This window comes from uncultured Hymenobacter sp., assembly GCF_964242765.1.
Lineage (GTDB): Bacteria > Bacteroidota > Bacteroidia > Cytophagales > Hymenobacteraceae > Hymenobacter.
In genome coordinates, this window is record NZ_CAXTBM010000012.1 from 70,360 (window position 1) to 91,235 (window position 20,876).

The window sequence follows — 20,876 nt, forward strand, 5'->3', positions numbered from 1 at the left end:
CGTCACCGAAGCCTGGCAGGAAAATCAGGTGAGCTTACTTGAGGTACTTGTCGAGGAAGGCGAAGACCTTCCCCAGATTTTCGGGGGTTTCGAACTGCGGACCGCCGTGGCCAGCTCCTTCCAGCAGCGTGAGCGTCACGTGGTCTTTACCCAGCACTTTTACGAGGTCGGCGTGGAAGTTCTGCGACTGCTGGGTGGGTACGATGGGGTCATCCGTGCCGTGCTCAATAAAGAACGGTGGGTCGTTTTTGGAGAGGTAGGCGGCGGGGCTGGCGCGCCTGACCAACTCGGGGGCCTGCTGTATCGGCTGGCCGATGACCACGGATTCCGGCGACAACGCCTCGTCGTGGTCGGGGCGGCCCTTGCCGCTGGCCTTTAGCTGCGCATCCATTTGGTCGAATTGAATGGGGCCGTACCAGTCGACGACGGCCTGCACGGCACTCGATTGGCCGGCATGGCCCAGCTTCGGGTTATCAAAGGTCTTGGTATCGCCGGTCGTGCCCACCAGCGAGGCCATGTTGGCGCCGGAGGAATTGCCCCACGCGGCTACCTTGTTGGGATTGAGCTGGTATTGCTTGGCGTTGGCCCGCACGAAGCGAATAGCTGCCTTGATGTCTTCCAACGGCGCCGGGAAGGTGGCCTCGCCGCTCAGGCGGTAGTTGACGCTCACCACCGCGTAGCCGCGCCGGAGGCCTTCGAGCGCCGGGTTTACTTGGTCGTCGCCCTTATCGCCCATTTTGAAGGCGCCGCCGTGGAGGTACACAATCACCGGAAACGGCCCGTTGCCGGCATCGGGCAGGTAGATGTCCAGCTGCTGCGCGGGGGAGACGGCGGCATAGGCCACGTCCATAAATTTGCGCTTAATGCTTAGGTTTCTAGCTTTCGCTATTCCCCCGCGAGGCGCTCCACCAGCAGGCATCCCGCCAAACGGCGTGGTCGGCTGCGCCAGGCCTACCTGCTGGATAAGCAGACCAGTCGCGAGAACAGGGAGAAGGCGGGTGAATTTCATGCTGGGAATAGGGCAACTAGATGGGACCACGAAAATCAACGGCCGGTTGACCTATGGGTTTGAGTACGAATACAAAGGTCGGCCATTGCTGCCGCCGTTGCCGGCTACAATTCTATCTTTAGCAGCAACAAATCGAACATTAACATCGGGACGCACCCGCTCATGTTCGCCAGAATCTTGCCGCCCTATGCAGCGCATTACCCAGTTCGACGGCCTCTACGGGCAAGCCAATTCCCAGCGTACTACCGAGTACCTGTTTTCGGAACGGCTCGAAACCCGCAGCCGACGCTTCGAATGGGTTATTCAGCCGCACCTACACGCGCAGTTATTCCAACTCTTCTACCTGGAACAGGGTCAGGTCACGTTCCTCCAAGCCACCGGTCAAAGCGACCTGACGGCCCCCGTGGTGCTGCTGATTCCGGCTACCGCCCTGCACGGCTTCACCTTCAGCCCCGATGCGACGGGGCATATCCTGACGCTGTCCAGCGCACTGGTTGACGGCCTCTTTTCGAACACTTCCCCGCTGGCCGCCATGCTCGGCGCGGTGCAGTGCCTCACGGTCTTCGACGAGCCCTATTCGGCAAGCCAGGTAGGGTCCCTGCTCCAGGAGGTGGACCACGAGTTGTTCGATACTCAACCCGAAAAGCGGCTGATGTTACACCTATGCCTGCAACGGCTGTTTGTGGTGCTCTTCCGCATTTGGCAGCAAAGCGCAGCGCGGGGCTCGCTGCCCGATACCCCGGCGCTGCGGTACTTTCGCAAGTTTCAGCAGCTCGTCCGGCAGGTGGGCACCACCCATACCATTGTCCAATTCGCCGCCGACCTGGCCATTACGCCGGTGCACCTAAACCGCATCTGCCAGGAGATGGCCGGCAAGTCGGCTAGCCAGCTGGTGCAGGAGCATATCCTGGATGAGGCCCGCAAGTATTTGCTTTATAGCACCTATTCAGTGTCCGAAATCACCTACCTGCTTCACTTCGAGTACCCCAACTACTTCGCCAAGTTCTTCAAGAAGCATACGGGGATAAGCCCCACCGAATTCCGGGAAGCGCAGCAGCAAGCCTCCCTGGGAGTGCCAGGCCGGCAGATAAGTGACCAGTCTGGAAAGTGGAGTTTGGGCGCCTCAACCAGGTAATTGCCGCCCTGCTGACGACAGCACCGAGCTGGCTGTAAGTAACTGTCTTGTCCGGAAATAAGTTAACTGTTGTCCACCCAAAACCTGTCCTTATGCAAAACTACATTCAGGATCTACTGACCCGCTTTCAATACAGCGAGCAATTGCGAGAAACGGCCGTGTTCTGTATTCTCTTTGGCGGCGAAGAGCCTAGCCAAGTCATGGCCGATTTGGCTATCCATAACAGCTGTACGCTGCGTAACTGGTTATGAGGTGGTCTAGTTATCTTGGACAGTTTGGGTAATTGCTGGCAGGCAGGGGCTGTAGCGGGGATGCTCGTTAAAACGGGGCAAAAAATGAAGTTGCGCTGCTTCGAGGTAGGCTCATATTGTCATCGGTTTCGGGGCCCTTCTTCTTTTCCTAATCCCTGCTCCCAAAACATCCGCCACGCGGGGCCACAAAGTAGGGCCAGAAAGAAACGCGCGATTCTTTTTATAACCCCAACTTGCCGACCCTATCCTCCTACGACCTGTGGCCTTGCTAGCGTCCTTGTGGTGACCACCTAAGGAGTAGTCCAGGACCTAGACACCGTCCCAGAAAAACGAGTGTTTGGTTGCTCTCGTCTGCTGAACAGAGGGTAGGCGTCCAACCGGTGTCGGCGTGACGGGGCGCGCCTGATGGGGCAAACCCCGCCCAAGCGCCGTCTCCTGCTCGCTGGCGGGGCCTTTTCGGCCGAGCACCTGCTGGGGCAGAGTACGTCCGTTAGCCGCTAGTCGGACAACGTGCCCGCCACTGGTTGACGGCCTACCAGTTGGTCGCTTCCGCGCACGCTTTCAGGCGCCCCCCCGACAAGCGGTAGCTGAGCCGATCGGCCACGAGCTGGGCGCCTAGGCCTTCGTAGAACGCAATGCCGCGCCGATTGGCCGCGTTCACGGGCCAATCCAGGCGGCAACACCCCTTGTCGAGCGCGTACTGGGCCACCCACCGCATCAGCTGGCGGCCGACCCCCCGGCTGCGCTCGGCCGAGCGGACATAGAGCTCCTTGAGCTGACATTGACGGCGACTCGCGGGCGCCGCTTCCACGAGCGAGTAAGTGAGCGACACGGCGACGAAGCCAACCGCCCGGCCGCCCTCCTTCAGGGCCATGCCGAGCCGCAAGGGCGAATCGGCCGCCAGCAGATGGTGGAGCAGATGAGTTCGCATGAGCTCCGGCGGCAGGGACGAGCCGGGGTGGTAGTAGTGATGCAGCTCACACAAGAGGTCGACGAGGAGACCATGATTTTCGGAAGAAACAAGCTCTATTCGCATTCGATCGCGGGTTTACTAGGGCTGAAAAACAGGTCCCGTGTTCGGGCCAACAGGGCGGTAAAAAGCCCCCGTCGCTGAGATAAGGTCGCAGTAGAGCCGGTTAGCAGCAGGGAGGCCAAGGGCCAAACTGGGGCGAATAAGAAGCTATGAGTCGGCGTATCGCTGTCGGATAAGGAAAAACTGCTGCACGTAGATACGGCGTAGCTTTTCAGTTGCTCTATGGGCTTGAACCTTTTGTAAATGTTCCACTGGAAGGTACTCAAGGGGAGAATAGGCGTTTCCCCGCGCGCTATTCCAGCAGGACAGTACCTCGTGGTCCGGGTAGCAGATCAGGGCCTAAAAAGGGGCTGCCGCCCAAGGCGACAGACCCTTTTGGCTTTTCCGCCACTGCCCCGCGCTACGCACGGCACCTCGTTGCTGGCCGGCGGTTTGCCCCGGCTGCCGCTCCCCTCAAGGAGGTTCTTCTATCCCCGCGGGACGCTTAGTACGGAGCGCCAGCGCATAGGGGGAGCGCTTGGCTGTTTATTGACGCAGCAGCTTGACGTGCGCCTGGCCCTTGGCTCCGCGCAGGTGCAGGTAGTAGAGCCCTTCCGTAGCTAACTGGTGCGAGAAGTCGAAGGTCAAGGCTTGCCCCGCGGCCGAAACGGTGCGCTGGCCCTGGCTCACGGTCGTGCCCAGCGACGAGACCAAGCTATAGGTGACCTCGCCCTGGAAGGCAGCCGGTAAATCGACCGTGACGCGGCCGTCAGCGGACGGGTTGGGGTAGAGTTTGACCTGGGCGCTATAGACGGGCAGCTTGGCTGCCGTAGGGGTCGCCAGGGGAGAGGCGGCGGGGCGCGCCGCGGGGACCGGTAGAGCGGAGTTGTCACGCAGCACTTCGATGGCCGACACCTTGGGTTGATCCACTCCACCCGCGCCGGGGGCAAAGGCCAGCGAGAGCACGCCGTCGGTGACCGTGACGGGGAAGGTTTCGGTGGTGGCCGTTAGCGGCCCGACCTTCTGCACAATGTCGTAGGCGTTAAGCACGGTCGTGCCTTCGGCGGCCACATTGAACACGCGCTGGCCGGCGCGGTTCCAGTAGAGTTCGGCAAAGTGGAGCGTGACGGTGTAGGTGCCGTTGGGCACGGGCAGAGTGTAGGTGAAGCTGCCGTAGCGTTCCGTCTGATAGAGGGCATCGTCTTCGGTGCCGGCAATAGGCGCCGTGGTGGCATAGACCGCGCCGCCCGTCGCGTACTGATCGGCGGCGAAGGACCCGAAGCTCGTGTTAAGCTGCCCGCTGCCGGCCTTGAGGCGCAGCACGGCCGTCGGGGTGGGGGGTATGTTCAAGCGATAGATCTCGAGGGCCGAGATCTTGGCGTTGTCCACCCCCCCTGCGCTGGCCAGCGAGCTAAAGTTGAGGTTGAGCTCGTCGTCGGCCGCAGTCACCGTGAAGCGCTCGGTGGTGGCCGTGTAGGCCCCCACTTTGCGGTAGAGGTCGTAGTTGTCGAGCACCGTGTTGCCTTCCAGGGCCACATCGAAGACGCGCTGGCCGACCTGCGTGGCGTAGACTTCGGCAAAGTGGAGCACCACCTGGTACTGCTGCCCCCGGCTGACGGGGAAGGCATACGAGAAGGCAGGGCCGTAGCGCTCACTCTGGTAGAGGGCGTCATCCGGTGTGCCGGCAATGGGCTGGTCGGTGGCATACGTGGTTCCCCCTAAGGCGTACTGATCGGCGGCAAAGGTCCCCAGCGCGGTGCTGACTTGCTCGCCCCCGGCATGAATGCGGTAGAGAGCCGGGCCTGTGCTGGCCTGCGCGTACTTGACCACCGCGATATCGGCCCCACTGCTGCCCGTCACGTACACCTGACTGCCGCTGCCCAAGGTAATCGTGGTGGCGATATCATCGCTGTTGTTGGCCCCGTTGTAGCGTATTTCCCACACTTGCTGGCCGGTGGGCGTGTACTTAAGGGTCTGGAAGTCGTTGTCCCCCGCGCTGCCCCGGGAGCGGCCGGTCACGTACACGTTGCCGGCGCCATCAAGGACGAGCGCCGTGGCCGCATCCGCGCCGTTGGTGGGGCTGTTATAGCGCACCACCCAGAGTTGCTGGCCGCCGGGCGCATACTTGACCGTCGCGTAATCTTGCCCCGTGCTGGTCTGCGCGGACGTGCCCGTCACCAGCACGTTGCCCCCGGCATCGACCGCGAGGGCGGTTACTTCGTCGTTGCTGCCCCCATCATAGCGCGCTTCCCAGAGCCGCTGACCGGTAGTACTCGCGTATTTAGTTGTTACGTAGTTGCTGGCCGCGTTGCTCGTCGTCAGCACCTGGCCCGTCGGGTCCACGGCCAGGCTTTGGATGGGCTCGGCACTGCGGCCGACCCACAGCAGCTGCCCCGTGGCCCCTGCGTACTTTTTGATGAGGCGCTCCCCCCGGGCCACCACCTCCCCGTTGGCCGCGACGACCACCTGCCGCGCCTCCTCCAACAACGGCGCGGTGTTGGTGCGGGCGGTGGCCCAGAGTTGCTGCCCCGCGGGCGAATACTTCACCGTCACGGCTTCATAATTGTTCGCCGCAGAGGTCGTCGTGGACGTGCCCGTCACGTACACGTTGCCCGCCGCGTCCACGGCCACGTCGGCAGCGCGTTCTAGATTGTCGCCCTGCGTATACTGCGCCGACCAGCGCACGTCGCCCCCGGGGGAGTAGGCAATGGTAAGAAAGTTCTGGATGACTTGATTAGAACCGAAAAGAAGGATGCTCGTCGAACCCGTCACGAGCACGTTACCGGCCGCGTCCACGGCCAGGGCGCGGGCCTCGTCGGCGCTGCGCAGGGTCGGGAAGGAGTCGAAGCGGTGTTGCCAGAGCAACTGTCCGCTCGGCGCGTACTTGGCCGTCAGCACATCCGAGCCGGTCCCCGCAAAACTGGTGGTCGTGCCCGTGACATAGGTGTTGCCGGCCGCGTCGACCACCCGTTCCCGTACCACAAAGAGCGGATCCAGGGCAACGCGGAACACCCCGACCTCGACTTGGGTGACGGTTTCGGTGGGGCCATTGCCGGGGGCCACTTGGGCCTGCGTGGCGGGCGCGCCCAGCAGCCAATTGGCGGCCAACAGCAGCAGCGGGGTAAAGAGTTGTTTCATAGCCAAGAAGTAGTAGAGAACAGGAAAAATCAACAAGGAAAGCAAGCGCTGGGAGCAGGCGATCCGCCCTTGCCGCCCCCCTGACTTCTGCTGGGGGCGGGCGCCGCGAGCAGCCCGATTCGCCCTTGAATATGCGCCGAACCAAGCAACAAAAACAAGGAGTACGTCATTTTGTCTGGACGGCCCTAGACTATCTGGGGAAGTCGGGCATTGGCAACTCCATCGAGGTAAACCCACAAGAAAATGGCCACCAGTTTATGGGCTGGCCCTGGTTCAACGGGTGGTGTGGCGACTTGGACCTTTTAGGCACCAAGAAACCGCAGTTCTATTATCAGGATGTGATCTGGCGAACCCGTAAAATCAGTATGGCGGTAGAGAAGCCCGTGGCGGTGGGCAAAATCCGCCAGGTCAGCTTCTGGGGCTAGCCGGAAGAGCTGCTGTCTTGGACGTTCCCTGGGCAGTAAGGGAAAGACCTAAAAGTGAATGTGTACAGCCGGTCGCCTAAGGTAAGGCTGTACCTGAACAACCAGCTTATCGCCGAAAAGGAAACGGGTGAAGTGTATACGGCCTCATTTGTGGTTCCCTACCAGGCCGGGAAGCTGAAAGCGGTGGAAGCAATGGAAGGCAAGGAAGGAGCCTCGGCCGTTTTAAAAACGAGCGGTCCACCCGTCGCGCTGCGCCTCACTGCCGACCATACCAAGCTTACTGCGGATGGTCAGAACCTGTCTTTTGTCTTCATCGAACTGGTATACCAACAGGGGAACGTGGTGTATGACTCGAACCGACAGGTTGCTATATCCCAGAGCGGGGGTAAATACTCGTTGATCCCGGCCAGGATGCCAATATGTGTTTGCGGGCCTCACCAGTGGGTGTACACCCACTAGTTGTCGAGGTCGTATTCGCTGGTCCGATACCCCTAGCCCGCAGCGGGGAGCCGTTCGGTACGCATACCAAGGAAAGGGAAGAGTCTACCGCGAGCCCCTTGCCACCAGGTGATAGAGCAGATACGTTACGCTGCCGAGAACGATGACCTTAATTGGGGGCGGAATAGTCGTCGACTTCCACAGCCCGTAGAGGCCGAGGGGCAACACAAGCACGCACAGCAGCAGCACGAGGGCTGGCTGATTGTACCACTGCGTGGACGGCGGGCGGTAACCTGGGCTCATAAGAAGCGAAGAAAGCAATTGCCGGCGCCGAGTTACTTGGTAAATCCCCTACGAGCAGAACGATGCTTTCGTAGCTGGTGAAGCCGCCCTTTGGCCCGAAGAACTCCGGGTTGGGTTACCCGGCGGGGGCGCAGACAAAGGCTTTAGCCATTTGCAACAGGGCGCTATCGCTCACGCTGAAGGAGGCCGTCGTGAAGTCAACTTGGGCCACGGGCAGGTAGCCGCTTAAATACGTGAATTTCTCCTCGGAAACCGTTTCGAAGGCCATGCTCCACTCCGCAAAGCTGCGGTACGTGACGGGTTTATCCGCCAGCTTGATCAGGCCCGTATGGCGGGAGTCTTGCGCTAGTTTCGAGTAGAGCCGCGCCACGTCGGCTTCTTCGCCCTCAAGGAGCTGCATAAACTGCGGGGCACAATAGAGCAGGATGCCCGTGATGTTACGCCTCTGGTTATTGGCCCGGGATTTCTGCAGTAACCTTTGTAATTCGTCTTCGCTGAGGGAGGCGCTAACTTGGCTTAAGTAAAGAATATGGTGCATAAGCAGAATAGGAAACAAATTAGAGTGGCTGTCAAACCCTCGAGTAGATAGAGCTTGCCTACATAAAGAGCGAGAAGATAGTTCGGAAATTCGTGTACAAGGATCAAGCCAACACCTATACTTTACCTAGTTAACTACACTGGGAGTGAATAGGACAAAAAGCATATACCCTGCCGTCTATTCTACTAGTGGTACGCAACAGATGGGCCGCTATGCTCTATTCTAACAACATCGGCTTTTTCTAAACGTCGCCTTGTAAAACGCCCCGTAGCGCTGGCCATCTAACTACCCCTGATAGCTCCTGCCTCCTTGCAACACCACTTCTTGCCTCAGTACGCTTGGCGGGCGGTAGGCGGACCAGTCGAGAAAAAGGCGAGGCCGACTGCTGCTTTGTATTGTTATAAGGCTTGTCAGTACCAGCATCTCGTCGCCCTCGTACCGTTTTCCCAGCCGCAATTCGAGGGATGGATCCGCCTAAGCTCCTCAAACCCGCACCCCCTTACCCATGGCTGATCCCAATGCCCACGAACTCAAGCCCACGGCGGAAGCCCCCGACGACGAGCGGGGCCAGACCCCAGTGGACCGCTGGCTGGAGCCCTTCTACGACCTGGTGGCCGGCGTGCTCATCGGGCAGCTCACCACCATGTTCACCAAGACTGTCACCTTGGCCAACTACGGACAGTATTGCGCCGTCTTTGTACCGTCGTGGTGGTTGTGGAATGGCTTCTCGATGTACTTCGACCGGTTTGACCGCAATTCCCGCTGGCAGCAAGGCGGCCTGCTGCTGAGTATGGTGCTGCTGGTGTTGCTGGCCGTGACGGCCCCCCAGACGCTGGAGGGGAAAGTCGCGGGCTTCACCTGGTGTTACGTGGCAGCCCGGGGGCTGCTGCTCGGGCTCTATGCGTATACCTACTGGACCGATGAAAAAGCCCGGCCCCTGGCGCGCGGTTTACTGACAGGCTACTCGCTGGGCTGGCTGGGTTGGGTGATCGGCGGCTTGTGGCCCACCTATGGCCTGTGGTGGAAGCTAGGGGGACTGCTGATTGACTTGATTACGCCGCGCCTCAACCAGCGGCTGGCTAAGCAGTTTCCCGCCACGCAAGAGCACTTCACCAGCCGACTTCGGGAGTTCACCATGATTGTGGTCAGCCAAAATATCGAGGTGCTGCCCCGCGACTTGGGCGACCTCTTATGGCAGGGACCCGCCTTAATCACGTCAGCCAGTGGCTTCGTGCTGGGCGTGGGCTTGTGGTGGTGGTACTACCAGCACCATACCAAGCTGCTCGTGCGGAAAGAGCACCAGAGTGGGTTGCGCTATGCGCTGGGGCATTTGCCTGTCTACCTGGGCAGCGGCACCGTGGCCCTGGGCGTCTTCGATGTGCTCCACGGCAACCCCACCGTCTGGCTCTTACCCCTGGGGCTGACCCTGTATACGGTGTCCTTGCTCTGGCTGGGCTACCCGCAACTCCCGCCAGAGTGCCAGCGGCGGTATCGCCGGAATACGGCCCTGGTGGTAGCCGCAGGTTGGGGAATAATCCTAGTCCCGATGGCCAGCTGGCTTAGTCTGGTGGTGACCAACATGGCCGCGTTGGGCTACGTTTACTTCACTTACCCGGTCCTGGTCGCATCCGAAAAGGACAGCCCATCGGAAGCCGAGGAGTCCCAAGGCAACTAAGCAGGCACTCGTGTTAAACCAAACAACCCGAGCGGGCTTCTCTCCAGAAGCAAAAAAAGTGAGCCTAGCATTCAGTAACGTTTGCAGCAGACGCATTTTCGGTACGATGATACCCTCTTGGGCCCTCTGAAAATACGGAGCATTCAGCACGGTAAGGCCTGGAAAAAGCACATCAACCTACAAGGAGAATTTGATTTCTCGGACGAGGCCTTGATCGGTGCGCTACAGTTTGATTTGGAGGCGTTGCTCACCGTCGAATGGGAAGCGGCGGAAAGCAACCCCGCCGCAAATTCAAATGCGACTATTGGACCAAACTTTTAACCAAGGCCAATAGTATGACTGCCCAAAGAGCTTAGAGTAGTTTTATCCCTCCGCTGCTATAAGAAGGCCAGTTTGCCAGCCACGGCACTGAGCTACGTGTTGCGGTTAGGGAGTAGCTACCAGTAGTTTATAGCCTTTCTACAGCTCTTGTTCCCTATACCCCGTCGCCCCCGCCCTGCAGCCACTGCCGAGCCGGGACGATGCCTGGAAAGTATTCCAACTGGTAGGAAACCAAGGCCCGGCTATCGGCAATCAGCGAATCGTACCCGGGTCCGCCGAACGCGCGCGGCGGCAAGACAATGGCGACCCGTTGCAACGTGCTTTGGTGCAGCGGCAGCAGGGCGTGCTCCTGCAGGCAGAGCTGCTCGGCGGGCGCGAGGGGGTAGACGTGGTGGTTGAGGGTGAGCCAGTGACGCACTCCCTGCGCGTGGGTGAGGGTCACGGCCGCCGTCAGTCCTTGCAAAAAGCCCGCACTGCTGACCCCTGCCTGCCAGCCCAGGCGCAGCAGGCCTTGGGCGGGACACAGGTGGAGCAGCAAAGAGGCAGAAGTGTAGACCAGTTGCACGAGCGGAAGATACGATTCTCTGCCCGTCTGCCGCTCCCCGTAGCCGGGACAACTTAGCCCCACGCTTCGACGCGCGCCGAACCGTCAAAAAGGGGCTTAGAGTCGATCGGACAAAAAGGGTTTTGGGGCGGGTGCTGCAGACCAGGTAGGGGTGCGCCACCAGCACTAAGCCCCCGAGTTTACCGAGCGTTGGTCAACCCTATTTCTGCGACGGCTGCCGCTCACTCCTAGGGTTTTGGGATCGAAATACCTTATAGGCCAGTGCTGTAAGTTGTCCGAAGCAACTGCGTATAGTTGTGATAAGGGCCCTTTATCATAACCTGTTTTCGCACGTTCTGTCAAAAGAGTTGCCTGCGCTACCTCAGCCAGTCAAGGCCCCCAAGGAAAAAGCTCGCTGGTTTCTAACCCTACTTTGTAAGCCTGATTTTTTAACGGCAAAACACCTAACTGCTAGTTCAGCCACTCGACTCTGGAAGTTAGGGGACTGTTGCAGAACGCCGCCGCAAACCTGATGAGAGGTGAGTTCTACCAGAGAAGTGGTGAAACCAACCTCCTTACAGCCAGTTTTCTATTCTCTTTTAGCTTATCAAGGTTCATCGTGTGGGCGTAAGGGCAGGAAAGGAACCTTTGCTGAATGAAGCTGGTAAAAAACGGTAGCTGCTAATTCTTTGTTGTCGTTACCTTTGCTCGTGATGCGTTTGTCTGCTCTGTTTTTTGCCTTGTACTTCGCCTGCCTCTCGTGCCTGACCTGCGCCGACGAGGCCCCCGTATGTCAGGACCAGACGCAAACGAAGGTGGCGGCCTCTTCCCACTCGGATTGTGGGGCTGATGGCTTGAGTGACTGGTGTTCCCCTTTCTGCCAGTGCCACTGCTGCGGTGGGGCCGTTGTACCACTGGCCCCGCTGCCGGCGCTCGCCCAAACCCCGCCCCAGGTATGGGGCTCTGCTCTCCAGCACCGCCAGCTCGTAGTGGCGGCGCCAACCCGTGTTCCGGGGGCCATCTGGCAACCGCCGCGGGCCTAACTTTTCCCTCGTTTTCCTGCTGACCACCCCCTCCGGGGGCCTGCTCCTGTATAAGCGGCCTCGTCGGGCATGCCCACGCGTGGCGCGGGCACTCGGGTGCATCGTAGTCGCGCTGTTTCCGCTATTCCTGGCCGGAACCGCCCGGCAGCAGGGTTTTCTCGGAAGTGTTAGACCTAACCCCAACCAGCGGATGTTCGACCGGCTGATCTATTTTTCCATTCATAACAAGCTCATCATCGGGCTGCTGACTTTGGCCCTGGTGGCCTGGGGCAGCTACTCCCTCCAGCACTTACCCATCGACGCCGTGCCCGACATCACCACCAACCAGGTGGTGGTGTACACGGTAGCACCTTCGCTGGCCGCCAGCGACATCGAGCGCCTCGTCTCCTTTCCCGTCGAGCAGAGCGTGGCCACTATCCCCGACCTGGAAGAGGTGCGCTCCTTTTCCCGCTTCGGCCTCTCGGTGGTCACCATCGTTTTTAAAGACAACATCGATATTTACTGGGGTCGCCAGCAGATTGCCGAGCGCCTGCAGGAAGCGCAGGAACAGATTCCCCCGGGCGTGGGGCGGCCCACGCTGGCTCCGGTCAGCACCGGCCTGGGCGAGATTTATCAGTATGTGCTGCGTCCCGCGCCCGGTTACGAGAAGAAGTACGATGCCCGCGAGCTGCGCACCATGCAGGACTGGATTGTGCGCCGGCAGCTGCTGGGCACGCCCGGCGTGGCCGATGTATCGTCCTTTGGCGGCTTGCTCAAGCAGTACGAAATTGCCCTGGACCCCTCCCGGCTGCGCTCCTTGGGCGTGAGCGTGGATGAGGTGTACCAGGCCGTGTCGCGCAACAACCAGAACACGGGCGGCGCTTACCTCGATGTGAATCCGCAATCCTACTTTATTCGCACCGATGGCCTGGCCGCCACGCCGGCCGATTTGGGCAATATTGTGGTGCGCAAAACCGACAGTGGCCTGCCCGTGCTGGTGCGCGACGTGGCCCAGGTCCAGTTCGGGTCGGCCGTACGCTACGGGGCTATGACCCGCAACGGGCAGGGCGAAGTCACCGGCGGGGTGGTGCTCATGCTTAAGGGTGCCAACGCCAATGAGGTAATCCAGGCTGTGAAAACGCGCATGGCCACCGTGCAAAAATCCCTGCCTAAGGGCGTCATCGTCGATGTGTACCTGGACCGCTCGGAGTTGGTGGGCCGGGCCATCGGCACCGTGACCAAGAACCTGGCCGAGGGCGCGCTGATTGTCATTCTGGTGCTGGTCTTGTTTCTGGGCAACTGGCGCGCCGGCCTGGTGGTGGCCTCGGTGATTCCGCTGGCCATGCTGTTTGCCATTAGTTTGATGCGCGTGTTCGGCGTGTCGGGCAACCTGCTCTCGCTGGGCGCGATCGACTTCGGCTTGGTCGTGGACGGGGCCGTGATTATCGTCGAAGCCATCGTGCACCGCCTGCATGGCGGCACGCTGGCGGCCACCGCCCGGCTCAACCAGGAGCAGATGAACGAGGAAACCTACCAGGCAGCCTCGAAGATTCGCTCGTCGGCCGCGTTCGGGGAAATCATCATCCTCATCGTGTACCTACCCCTGCTGGCTTTGGTGGGCACGGAGGGCAAGATGTTCCGGCCCATGGCCCAGACCGTGGCCTTCGCCATTCTGGGCGCTTTTATCCTGAGTTTGACCTACGTGCCCATGATGTCAGCGCTGGCGCTGAGCCGCAACACCCAGCCGAAGGAAAACTTCTCGGACCGCATGATGGCCTTTTTCACCCGCCTCTACGAGCCCGTATTGCTGTGGGCGTTGCGGGCGAAGGTGCTGGTACTGGGCACGGCCGTGACCCTGCTCGTGGGGACGGTGCTGCTGTTCCGCACCCTGGGCGGCGAGTTTATCCCAACCCTTTCCGAAGGGGACTTCGCCGTGGAAATGCGCACGCTGGTAGGCAGCTCGCTGGGCTACACGGCCGACAAAACCCAGCAGGCCGAGCGGATTCTGTTGAAGCAATTCCCGGAGGTCAAGGAGGTGGTGGCCAAAGTCGGCTCGGCGGAAATCCCCACGGACCCCATGCCGGTAGAAGCGGCTGATTTGATGGTGGTGCTGGAAAAAGACCAGGACAAATGGACGTCGGCCAAAACGCAGGAAGAGCTGGCCGAGAAGATGACGGAAGCCGTGAGCGTCATCCCCGGCGTGACTTTCAGCTTCCAGCAGCCCATTCAGATGCGCTTCAACGAGCTCAGCACCGGGGCCAAGCAGGACGTGGTCATGAAGATATTTGGCGAGGACTTGGAGCAGCTCAGCCGCTACGCCCGCCAGGCGGCGGCCCTGGCGCGGAAAGTACCCGGCGCGGTGGACATTTACGCCGAAGAGGTGACCGGCCTGCCCCAGATTGTAGTGACGCTGGACCGCAACCGCCTGGCCCAGTTCGGGCTCAACGTGGAGGACGTGAACCACACCGTGCAAACGGCCTTCGCTGGCCAGACCGCCGGGCAGGTGTTCGAGCAGGAGCGCCGCTTCGACGTGGTGCTGCGCCTGCGCGCCGACCTGCGTCAGGACATCAACTCGGTCAAGCAGCTCTTCATTGCCACGCCCGGCGGTGTCCAGGTGCCGTTGGAACAGGTAGCTACGGTGGAGCTGGTGGACAGCCCCAACCAGATTCAGCGCGACGCCGCCAAGCGCCGCATCTCGATGGCGTTTAACGTGCGGGGCCGCGACGTGGAAAGCGTGGTGCAGGACCTGCAAACCCGCGTGGACCGGGACTTGAACCTGGCCCCCGGCTACTACGCCACCTACGGCGGGCAGTTTGAGAACCTGCGCCAAGCTACCGACCGCCTGCTGGTGGCCGTGCCGGTGGCGCTGGGGCTGATTTTCGTGCTGCTGTTTTTCACCTTCCGCTCGCTCAAGCAGTCGGTGCTCATTTTCACGGCCATTCCGCTCTCGGCCATCGGCGGGGTGCTGGCCCTGTGGCTGCGCGGCATGCCGTTCAGCATCTCGGCCGGCGTGGGCTTCATTGCCCTGTTTGGGGTAGCGGTGCTCAACGGCATCGTGCTCATCGGCTACTTTAATCAGCTCAAAGCCGAAGGCATCACCGACTTGGTGGAACGTATCCGGCGCGGGGCCGAAGTGCGCCTGCGGCCGGTGCTCATGACCGCCACCGTGGCCTCGCTGGGCTTTTTGCCCATGGCCCTGAGCACCTCGGCCGGCTCGGAAGTGCAACGTCCCTTGGCCACCGTGGTCATCGGCGGCCTGCTCACGGCCACGCTGCTCACGCTGCTGGTGCTGCCCGTGCTCTACGCCCTGGCGGAACGCAATGCCCCAACTCCAGAGGCCTCCGATGTGGCACCCAACGAAAGCAGTTCCCGCGCTCTGCACAAAACGCTGGGCAGTCTGTTTCTGCTGCTTGGCTTATTACCTATGGCCAGCCACGCCCAGCAAGCGCCGCTTTCGGCCACGCAGGCCGTCACGCAAGCCCTGCAAACCAACGGCACGGTGACGACCGCCCGCGGGGCGCTCGAAACCCAGCAGGCCGTACGCCGTGGAGCTGTCGATGTGCTCGGGCGCACCACCATCCAGGGCACCTACGGGCAGTACAATTCCTATCGCAAAGACAACCAAATCAGCATTACCCAGCCCCTGAGTTTGCCTGGTGTGTACCGCAGCCAGGCCCGCCTAGCCGACGCCCAGGTAGCCACCCGCGAGCTGGAGCTAGGTCAGGTGCAAGCGGACTTGCGGCGGCAGGTGCGCCTGAGCTACGAGCAGGCCGTGCATGCCCGGCACCGTTTGCGGGTGCTGCGCGGGCAGGACAGCATTTACTCGGAGTTTCTGCGGGCGGCTAACCTACGCTTTAAAACCGGCGAGGTCGCTCGTCTGGAACCCGCCACCGCCCTGGTGCAGCAGGGTGAAACCCAGACTCTGCTGCGACAGGCCCGCACCGACTACGCCGTGGCCCAGCGCCAGCTGCAGGCCCTGTTGCAGCAGCCGACTGCTATTGCCCTGGCCGACAGTGTGCTGCGGCCCCTTACAACTGCCACTGCCCCGGTGGCCAGTGCGGATACCTCCCTGCTGGCCCAGAACGCCCAGGCGCGGGTCTTGCAGCAGCAGGTGCGGGAGCGGCAGGCCACGACCCGCGCCGAGCAGGCCCAGGGTCTGCCCAATTTCACGCTGGGCTACTTCAACCAAAGCCTGATTGGCCCCCAGACCGTGGGCGGCTTAGGCGGTCCGGAGCGCTACTACGGCGGCAGCGACCGGTTCCAGGGCGTGACAGCCGGCGTGGCTCTGCCGCTGCTGCGCGGGCCGCAAAAAGCCCGGGTGCAGGCTGCCCGCTTGCAGGAAAAGGTAGCCCGGACCCAGGCACAGCGCTACCAGGCCGAATTAGCCGCTCGCGTGGACGAGTTGCAGGCCCGCCGCCAGGAGCTGGTCGAGCGGGTGCAGTTCTACGAGCAGACCGGCCTGCCCCAGGCGGCCGTCATCGTGCGCCTGAGCACCCGCGCCTTCCAGGCCGGCGAGATGGGCTACTCCGAGTACCTGCTCAACCTGGACCGGGCCCTGCAGCTGCGCACCGCCCACCTCGACGCCTTGCTGGCCCATAATCAAACCATCATCGAACTCGACTACCTGCTCGGCACGGCCGCGCAGTAGCTCCTTCTTTTTCTGACGTATCCTATGCGCAAGCAACTCTTTTTTCTTCTGCTGCTAGGTGTAAACCTGGCCGGTTGTGACTCTAAAACCAAGGAAGCCGCTCCTGCCGAGCTGGAAGGAACGGCCAGCGAAGCTCCGGGCGAAGCCGGTGAGGGCGCCGAAGCTGAAGCTGACCCCGAAATCGTGACCCTCTCGCCCGCCGAACAGCAGGCCGGCGGCCTGAAAACCGGCCCGCTCACCACGCGCCCCATGGGCACGGGCCTGGCCGTGACGGGCACCCTGGACGTGCCCCCGGAAAGCTCGGTGGCCATCACCGCCCCGCTGGGCGGCTTCGTGGAAAACACCACGCTGCTGCAGGGCACCCGGGTGAACAAGGGCCAGACGCTGGCCGTTATTCGCAACCCCGAATTTGTGCAGCTCCAGCAGGACTACCTCGAAACGGGCAGCCGCCTGGAATACGCCCGCGCCGAGCTGGCCCGCCAGAAAGAGCTCTACGAGCAGGAAGTAGCGCCCCAGAAAAACTACCAGCGGGCCCTGGCCGACTACAACGCCCTGCGGGTGCAGACCAACGCCCAGGCCGCCCGGCTGCGGCTGGCGGGCCTGCCCGTGGGCGGCCGCCTCGTGAGCACGGCCACGCTGCGCGCCCCGCGGGCGGGCTTCGTAAAAACGGTGAACGTGACCGTGGGTCAGAGCGTGACAGCGACCGAAACCCTGTTTGAAATCGTGGACCCCGAGCACCTGCACGTCGAGCTGACCGTGTTTGAAAAGGACGTCACCAAGCTGCAGAAAGGCCAGCTCATCCGCTTCACCCTGCCCAGCGACTCGGCCAAGGGCAGCCAGGAGCGCACGGCCCGGGTGTACCTCATTGCCCAGGCCATCGGTGAAGACCGCACCGTGCGCGTGCACGGCCATCTGGATAAAGAGAATGACCGGGCCCTGCTGCCGGGCCTGTACGTGCGGGCCACCATCGAAACCGGCCGCGCCGATGTGCCGGCCCTGCCCAACGCGGCGCTGGTGCGCTTCGAGGGCCGGAGCTACGGCTTCGTGGCCGAAGCGGCGGGCCGCTACCGCATGGTGGCCCTGCCCACCGGCCGCAGTGAGGACGGCTTCACGGAAGTAACGCTGCCCACCGACCTGCCGGCCACCACCACCTTCGTAACCGAAGGCGCGTACTCGCTGCTGGCGAAGATGAAGAACGCCGAGGAAGAGGAATAGTCCTCTCTGGCCTACTGTACCGTAATGCTATGCTATCCATTCTTAAACCTCTGGCCGTGTTTTTCCTAGCGGGGCTCTGCGAAATCGGGGGCGGCTACCTGATGTGGCAGTGGCTCAAGGCCGACCGCCCGGCCTGGACCGGCCTGGCGGGGGCGCTGCTGCTCATGGTCTATGGCTGGGTGGCCACCTGGCAGCCGACCTCGTTTGGCAAGACCTACGCCGTGTACGGGGCCGTATTCATCGTCATGTCCATTGCTTGGGCAGCCTACTTCGACGGCTTTAAGCCCGATCGGTTCGATGTCCTCGGCGGGGCCCTGATCCTGCTGGGCATCGCCGTGGTGCTGTTCTGGCCTCGCTCTTAATTTCTGCCTATGCTCCAGTTGCTCACCGGGGTTTTCCTGCTTAGCCTGCTGCACGCCGCCATTCCCAACCACTGGGCGCCAGTGCTGGCCGTGGCGCGGGCAGAGCGCTGGCCCCTGCGGCGGGCAGTGGGGGTGACGATGGTAGCGGGCCTGGCCCACGTGCTGAGCACGGTGCTGCTAGGCTTGGCGCTGGGCCTGCTGGGCTGGCGCCTGTCGGCCCGCTTTTCGCAGTTTGCGGGGGTGGCCGCCCCGGCCCTGCTGGTAGCCATTGGCCTGCTGTACGCCTTTTCCGGGGCCGGCCAGCCCCACCCCGACCCAGAGCTGGTGGCCGTGCGGCCGCGCGGCCGGGTGGTGCTGGGGCTGGCGGCCACCATGTTTCTGGCGCCCTGCCTGGAAATTCAAACCTTCTTCTTAGCTGCCGGCACCCACGGCACAGCGACGCTGGCCCTTACCATGGCCACTTACCTGGTCGTGTCGGTGGGGGCCATGAGCGCGCTGGTAGCCGCGGCGTACACGGGCATCCGGCGCCTCAACCTCGCGGGCCTCGCCCATTACGAGCGCCGCTTTACCGGGGCCGTCCTCGTACTGGTGGGCCTGGCCGGCTTTTTCGTGGACTGGTAACCAAGCCAGCCGCCTCACTCTTTCATCGCTGCAATTCTTATTTCCATGCCTGACCCAATTTCCCCCAATACCGACGAAGAACTCAACACCGCCAAGCAGGTGAAGCTCGAAAACGTGGGCGCGCTCAGCCGCGACCAGCTCACCCCCGAGGCCGCCACGGAGCCCGAGGGCCACGACGTGCCTGGGCACAACCACGCCGAACACGACCATACCGGCCACAATCATCCCGCGGGCAAAAAGGTCGTGGACCTGGGCGGCAAAGCGGCGACGGACGAGCATGCCGGCCACGACCACGGCTCGGGTGACGACCACGGCCCGGCCGGCGATACCCCCTACCTCTGGCCCGGCGTCAGCTTCGCGCTGCTGCTGGTGGGCCTGGCCCTGGATTACTACAAGGTCGGCTTCTTCACCGGCAATGTCCGCCCGGTGTGGTACGGCGTGGCGTTTCTGCTGGTGGGCTGGAAGGTAATCCGCTCGGCCGTGCAGAGCATTCCCTCGGGCAACATCTTCAACGAGTTTTTGCTCATGAGCATCGCCACGCTCGGGGCGTTTGCCATCGGTGAGTACCCCGAAGGCGTGGCCGTGATGCTGTTCTACACGGTGGGCGAGCTGTTCCAGGATGCGGCCGTGAACCGGGCCAAGCGCAGCATTCGGGCCCTGCTCGAGATTCAGGCCACGGAAGTCACCGTGGTGCGGGCGGGGCAAAGCCTGGTGCTCGACCCCAAACAGGTACAGATCGGGGACGTGATGGAGGTCAGGCCCGGCGAGAAAGTAGCTCTCGACGGCACGCTGCAAACTGCGGCGGCTTCGTTTAACACGGCCGCGCTCACGGGCGAATCGGCCCCGCAGACCAAGCAGCCGGGCGAGGCCGTGCTGGCCGGCATGATCAACCTGGAAACGCTGGCCCGCGTCACGGTCACGGCCGCCTTTGCCGATACCAAGCTTTCCAGGATTCTGGCCATGGTGCAGGACGCGGTGGGCCGCAAGGCCAAGACGCAGCAGTTCATCACGCGCTTCGCTAAGATTTACACGCCCATTGTGGTGGGTCTGGCGGTGCTGCTGGTGGTGGTGCCTTACTTTATTGTCGACGACTACGTATTCCGCACCTGGCTCTACCGGGCCCTGGTCTTTCTGGTGATTTCCTGCCCCTGCGCGCTGGTTATCAGCATTCCGCTGGGCTACTTCGGGGGCATCGGCGCGGCTTCCAAAGCAGGCATTCTGTTTAAGGGTTCCAACTTTCTGGATGTCTTGCGGGAAATCGACACCGTAGTCATGGATAAAACCGGCACCCTCACCCAAGGCGTGTTTGCCGTCCAACAGGTACAGCCGGCCCCGGGCACTGACCCGACGCAGCTGCTGCAACTGGTGGGCGCGTTGGAAACCAAGTCCACCCACCCCATTGCCAAAGCGGTGGTGACGCACGTCGGGACTGCCGTAACGGGCGTGCTGGTGGAAGGAGTAGAAGAAATTGCCGGCCACGGCCTGCGTGGCCGCGTAGCGGGTAAAGACGTGCTGGCCGGCAATACCAAGCTGCTCACCAAGTTTAACGTTGCCTATCCGGCGGAAGTGGATCAGGTGGTTGACAGCATTGTGGTCGCGGCTGTAGACGGCCAGTACGCGGGCTACCTCACGGTGGCGGATGCTCCCAAGGAGGACGCGGCCCGGGCCGTGCAGGAACTCAAAGCCGATGGCATTACCAGGCTCGTGATGCTCTCGGGCGACAAGGACAGTATTACGCAGCGCGTGGCCCAGGAACTCGGCATCGACGAGGCCCACGGCGGGCTGCTGCCGGAAGACAAGGCCCGCTACGTGCAGCAATACCTCACGGAAGGACGCAAGCTGGCTTTTGTGGGCGATGGGGTGAATGATGCCCCGGTAGTAGCGCTGGCCGACGTGGGCATTGCCATGGGCGGCCTGGGCTCGGACGCCACCATTGAAACGGCCGACGTGGTCATTCAAACCGACCACCCCAGCAAGATTGCCACCGCCCGCCGCATTGCCCGCGCTACGCACACGGTAGTCTGGCAAAACATCTGGCTGGCCTTCGGCGTGAAAGCCATTGTCTTAGCCTTGGGGGCCGGCGGTCTGGCCACGATGTGGGAAGCGGTTTTTGCCGATGTAGGAGTAGCGCTACTGGCCATTCTGAACGCAGTACGCATCCAACGCATGAAGTTTTAAGGATAGTGGTTTTAAGCATACTGAGTAACTGGCCTACTTAG

At 61.9% G+C, this 20,876-nt stretch carries 18 protein-coding genes and 1 pseudogene; 13 read left to right on the forward strand and 6 right to left on the reverse strand.

Annotated features, from left to right (window positions below; genetic code table 11):
* Positions 1–34: 34 nt before the first annotated feature.
* On the reverse strand, positions 35–1,009 hold the full coding sequence (locus tag ACFE7X_RS07175) for an alpha/beta fold hydrolase (RefSeq protein WP_375434990.1): 975 nt from the start codon (positions 1,007–1,009) through the stop codon (positions 35–37).
* 187 nt (positions 1,010–1,196) lie between these two features.
* Here ACFE7X_RS07175 and ACFE7X_RS07180 point away from each other — a divergent pair, with 187 nt between their 5' ends.
* Together ACFE7X_RS07180 and ACFE7X_RS07185 are read left to right on the forward strand one after the other, a co-directional pair.
* On the forward strand, positions 1,197–2,144 hold the full coding sequence (locus ACFE7X_RS07180) for a helix-turn-helix domain-containing protein (protein ID WP_375434991.1): 948 nt from the start codon (positions 1,197–1,199) through the stop codon (positions 2,142–2,144).
* A 92-nt stretch (positions 2,145–2,236) separates the two neighbouring features.
* A complete protein-coding gene (locus ACFE7X_RS07185; RefSeq protein ID WP_375434992.1) occupies positions 2,237–2,395 on the forward strand; it encodes a hypothetical protein in 159 nt (52 codons plus the stop codon).
* A 532-nt stretch (positions 2,396–2,927) separates the two neighbouring features.
* Here ACFE7X_RS07185 and ACFE7X_RS07190 read toward each other — a convergent pair.
* Complete coding sequence (locus tag ACFE7X_RS07190) at positions 2,928–3,431, reverse strand: GNAT family N-acetyltransferase (RefSeq protein WP_375434993.1); 504 nt, start codon at positions 3,429–3,431, stop codon at positions 2,928–2,930.
* A 522-nt stretch (positions 3,432–3,953) separates the two neighbouring features.
* Entirely contained in the window at positions 3,954–6,545 is a 2,592-nt protein-coding gene (locus ACFE7X_RS07195; RefSeq protein WP_375434994.1) for a malectin domain-containing carbohydrate-binding protein, read from the reverse strand.
* A gap of 131 nt (positions 6,546–6,676) precedes the next feature.
* Here ACFE7X_RS07195 and ACFE7X_RS07200 point away from each other — a divergent pair, with 131 nt between their 5' ends.
* From ACFE7X_RS07200 to ACFE7X_RS07210, 3 genes and pseudogenes are all read left to right on the forward strand, one after another.
* A complete protein-coding gene (locus ACFE7X_RS07200) occupies positions 6,677–6,970 on the forward strand; it encodes a hypothetical protein (protein WP_375434995.1) in 294 nt (97 codons plus the stop codon).
* Between the two features lie 51 nt (positions 6,971–7,021).
* A pseudogene (locus ACFE7X_RS07205) lies at positions 7,022–7,165 on the forward strand (DUF4982 domain-containing protein); the annotation flags it as partial.
* On the forward strand, positions 7,163–7,429 hold the full coding sequence (locus tag ACFE7X_RS07210; RefSeq protein ID WP_375435037.1) for a hypothetical protein: 267 nt from the start codon (positions 7,163–7,165) through the stop codon (positions 7,427–7,429). The pseudogene ACFE7X_RS07205 and the gene ACFE7X_RS07210, both read left to right, overlap by 3 nt.
* 84 nt (positions 7,430–7,513) lie before the next feature.
* Here ACFE7X_RS07210 and ACFE7X_RS07215 read toward each other — a convergent pair whose 3' ends face one another.
* Together ACFE7X_RS07215 and ACFE7X_RS07220 are read right to left on the reverse strand one after the other, a co-directional pair.
* Positions 7,514–7,711, reverse strand: coding sequence for a hypothetical protein (locus ACFE7X_RS07215; protein ID WP_375434996.1), 198 nt, complete (start codon positions 7,709–7,711; stop codon positions 7,514–7,516).
* Between the two features lie 115 nt (positions 7,712–7,826).
* Positions 7,827–8,249 carry a BLUF domain-containing protein gene (locus ACFE7X_RS07220; protein ID WP_375434997.1) on the reverse strand — a complete coding sequence of 141 codons (423 nt, stop codon included), beginning with the start codon at positions 8,247–8,249 and terminating at the stop codon, positions 7,827–7,829.
* Positions 8,250–8,754: 505 nt separating this feature from the next.
* On the opposite strand from ACFE7X_RS07220, the gene ACFE7X_RS07225 reads away from it, so the two are divergent.
* Together ACFE7X_RS07225 and ACFE7X_RS07230 are read left to right on the forward strand one after the other, a co-directional pair.
* Positions 8,755–9,924: a low temperature requirement protein A gene (locus ACFE7X_RS07225; RefSeq protein ID WP_375434998.1), complete on the forward strand. Its 1,170-nt coding sequence runs from the start codon at positions 8,755–8,757 to the stop codon at positions 9,922–9,924.
* 81 nt (positions 9,925–10,005) lie between these two features.
* On the forward strand, positions 10,006–10,245 hold the full coding sequence (locus tag ACFE7X_RS07230) for a hypothetical protein (RefSeq protein ID WP_375434999.1): 240 nt from the start codon (positions 10,006–10,008) through the stop codon (positions 10,243–10,245).
* A 154-nt stretch (positions 10,246–10,399) separates the two neighbouring features.
* Here ACFE7X_RS07230 and ACFE7X_RS07235 read toward each other — a convergent pair whose 3' ends face one another.
* Entirely contained in the window at positions 10,400–10,810 is a 411-nt protein-coding gene (locus ACFE7X_RS07235; RefSeq protein WP_375435000.1) for a hypothetical protein, read from the reverse strand.
* A gap of 692 nt (positions 10,811–11,502) precedes the next feature.
* Here ACFE7X_RS07235 and ACFE7X_RS07240 point away from each other — a divergent pair.
* The 6 genes from ACFE7X_RS07240 (at position 11,503) to ACFE7X_RS07265 (ending at position 20,835) form a co-directional block, all read left to right on the forward strand.
* Positions 11,503–11,832: a DUF6660 family protein gene (locus tag ACFE7X_RS07240; protein ID WP_375435001.1), complete on the forward strand. Its 330-nt coding sequence runs from the start codon at positions 11,503–11,505 to the stop codon at positions 11,830–11,832.
* Between the two features lie 190 nt (positions 11,833–12,022).
* Positions 12,023–16,459, forward strand: a complete 4,437-nt coding sequence (locus tag ACFE7X_RS07245; RefSeq protein ID WP_375435002.1) for a CusA/CzcA family heavy metal efflux RND transporter — start codon at positions 12,023–12,025, stop codon at positions 16,457–16,459.
* A 24-nt stretch (positions 16,460–16,483) separates the two neighbouring features.
* Positions 16,484–17,674, forward strand: a complete 1,191-nt coding sequence (locus tag ACFE7X_RS07250; protein ID WP_375435003.1) for an efflux RND transporter periplasmic adaptor subunit — start codon at positions 16,484–16,486, stop codon at positions 17,672–17,674.
* A 29-nt stretch (positions 17,675–17,703) separates the two neighbouring features.
* Positions 17,704–18,036 carry a YnfA family protein gene (locus ACFE7X_RS07255; RefSeq protein WP_375435004.1) on the forward strand — a complete coding sequence of 111 codons (333 nt, stop codon included), beginning with the start codon at positions 17,704–17,706 and terminating at the stop codon, positions 18,034–18,036.
* 9 nt (positions 18,037–18,045) lie between these two features.
* Positions 18,046–18,657, forward strand: coding sequence for a hypothetical protein (locus tag ACFE7X_RS07260; protein WP_375435005.1), 612 nt, complete (start codon positions 18,046–18,048; stop codon positions 18,655–18,657).
* Positions 18,658–18,702: 45 nt separating this feature from the next.
* Positions 18,703–20,835 (forward strand): heavy metal translocating P-type ATPase, encoded by a 2,133-nt coding sequence (locus tag ACFE7X_RS07265; protein ID WP_375435006.1) that lies wholly within the window; start codon positions 18,703–18,705, stop codon positions 20,833–20,835.
* The last annotated feature ends 41 nt before the right edge of the window (positions 20,836–20,876 follow it).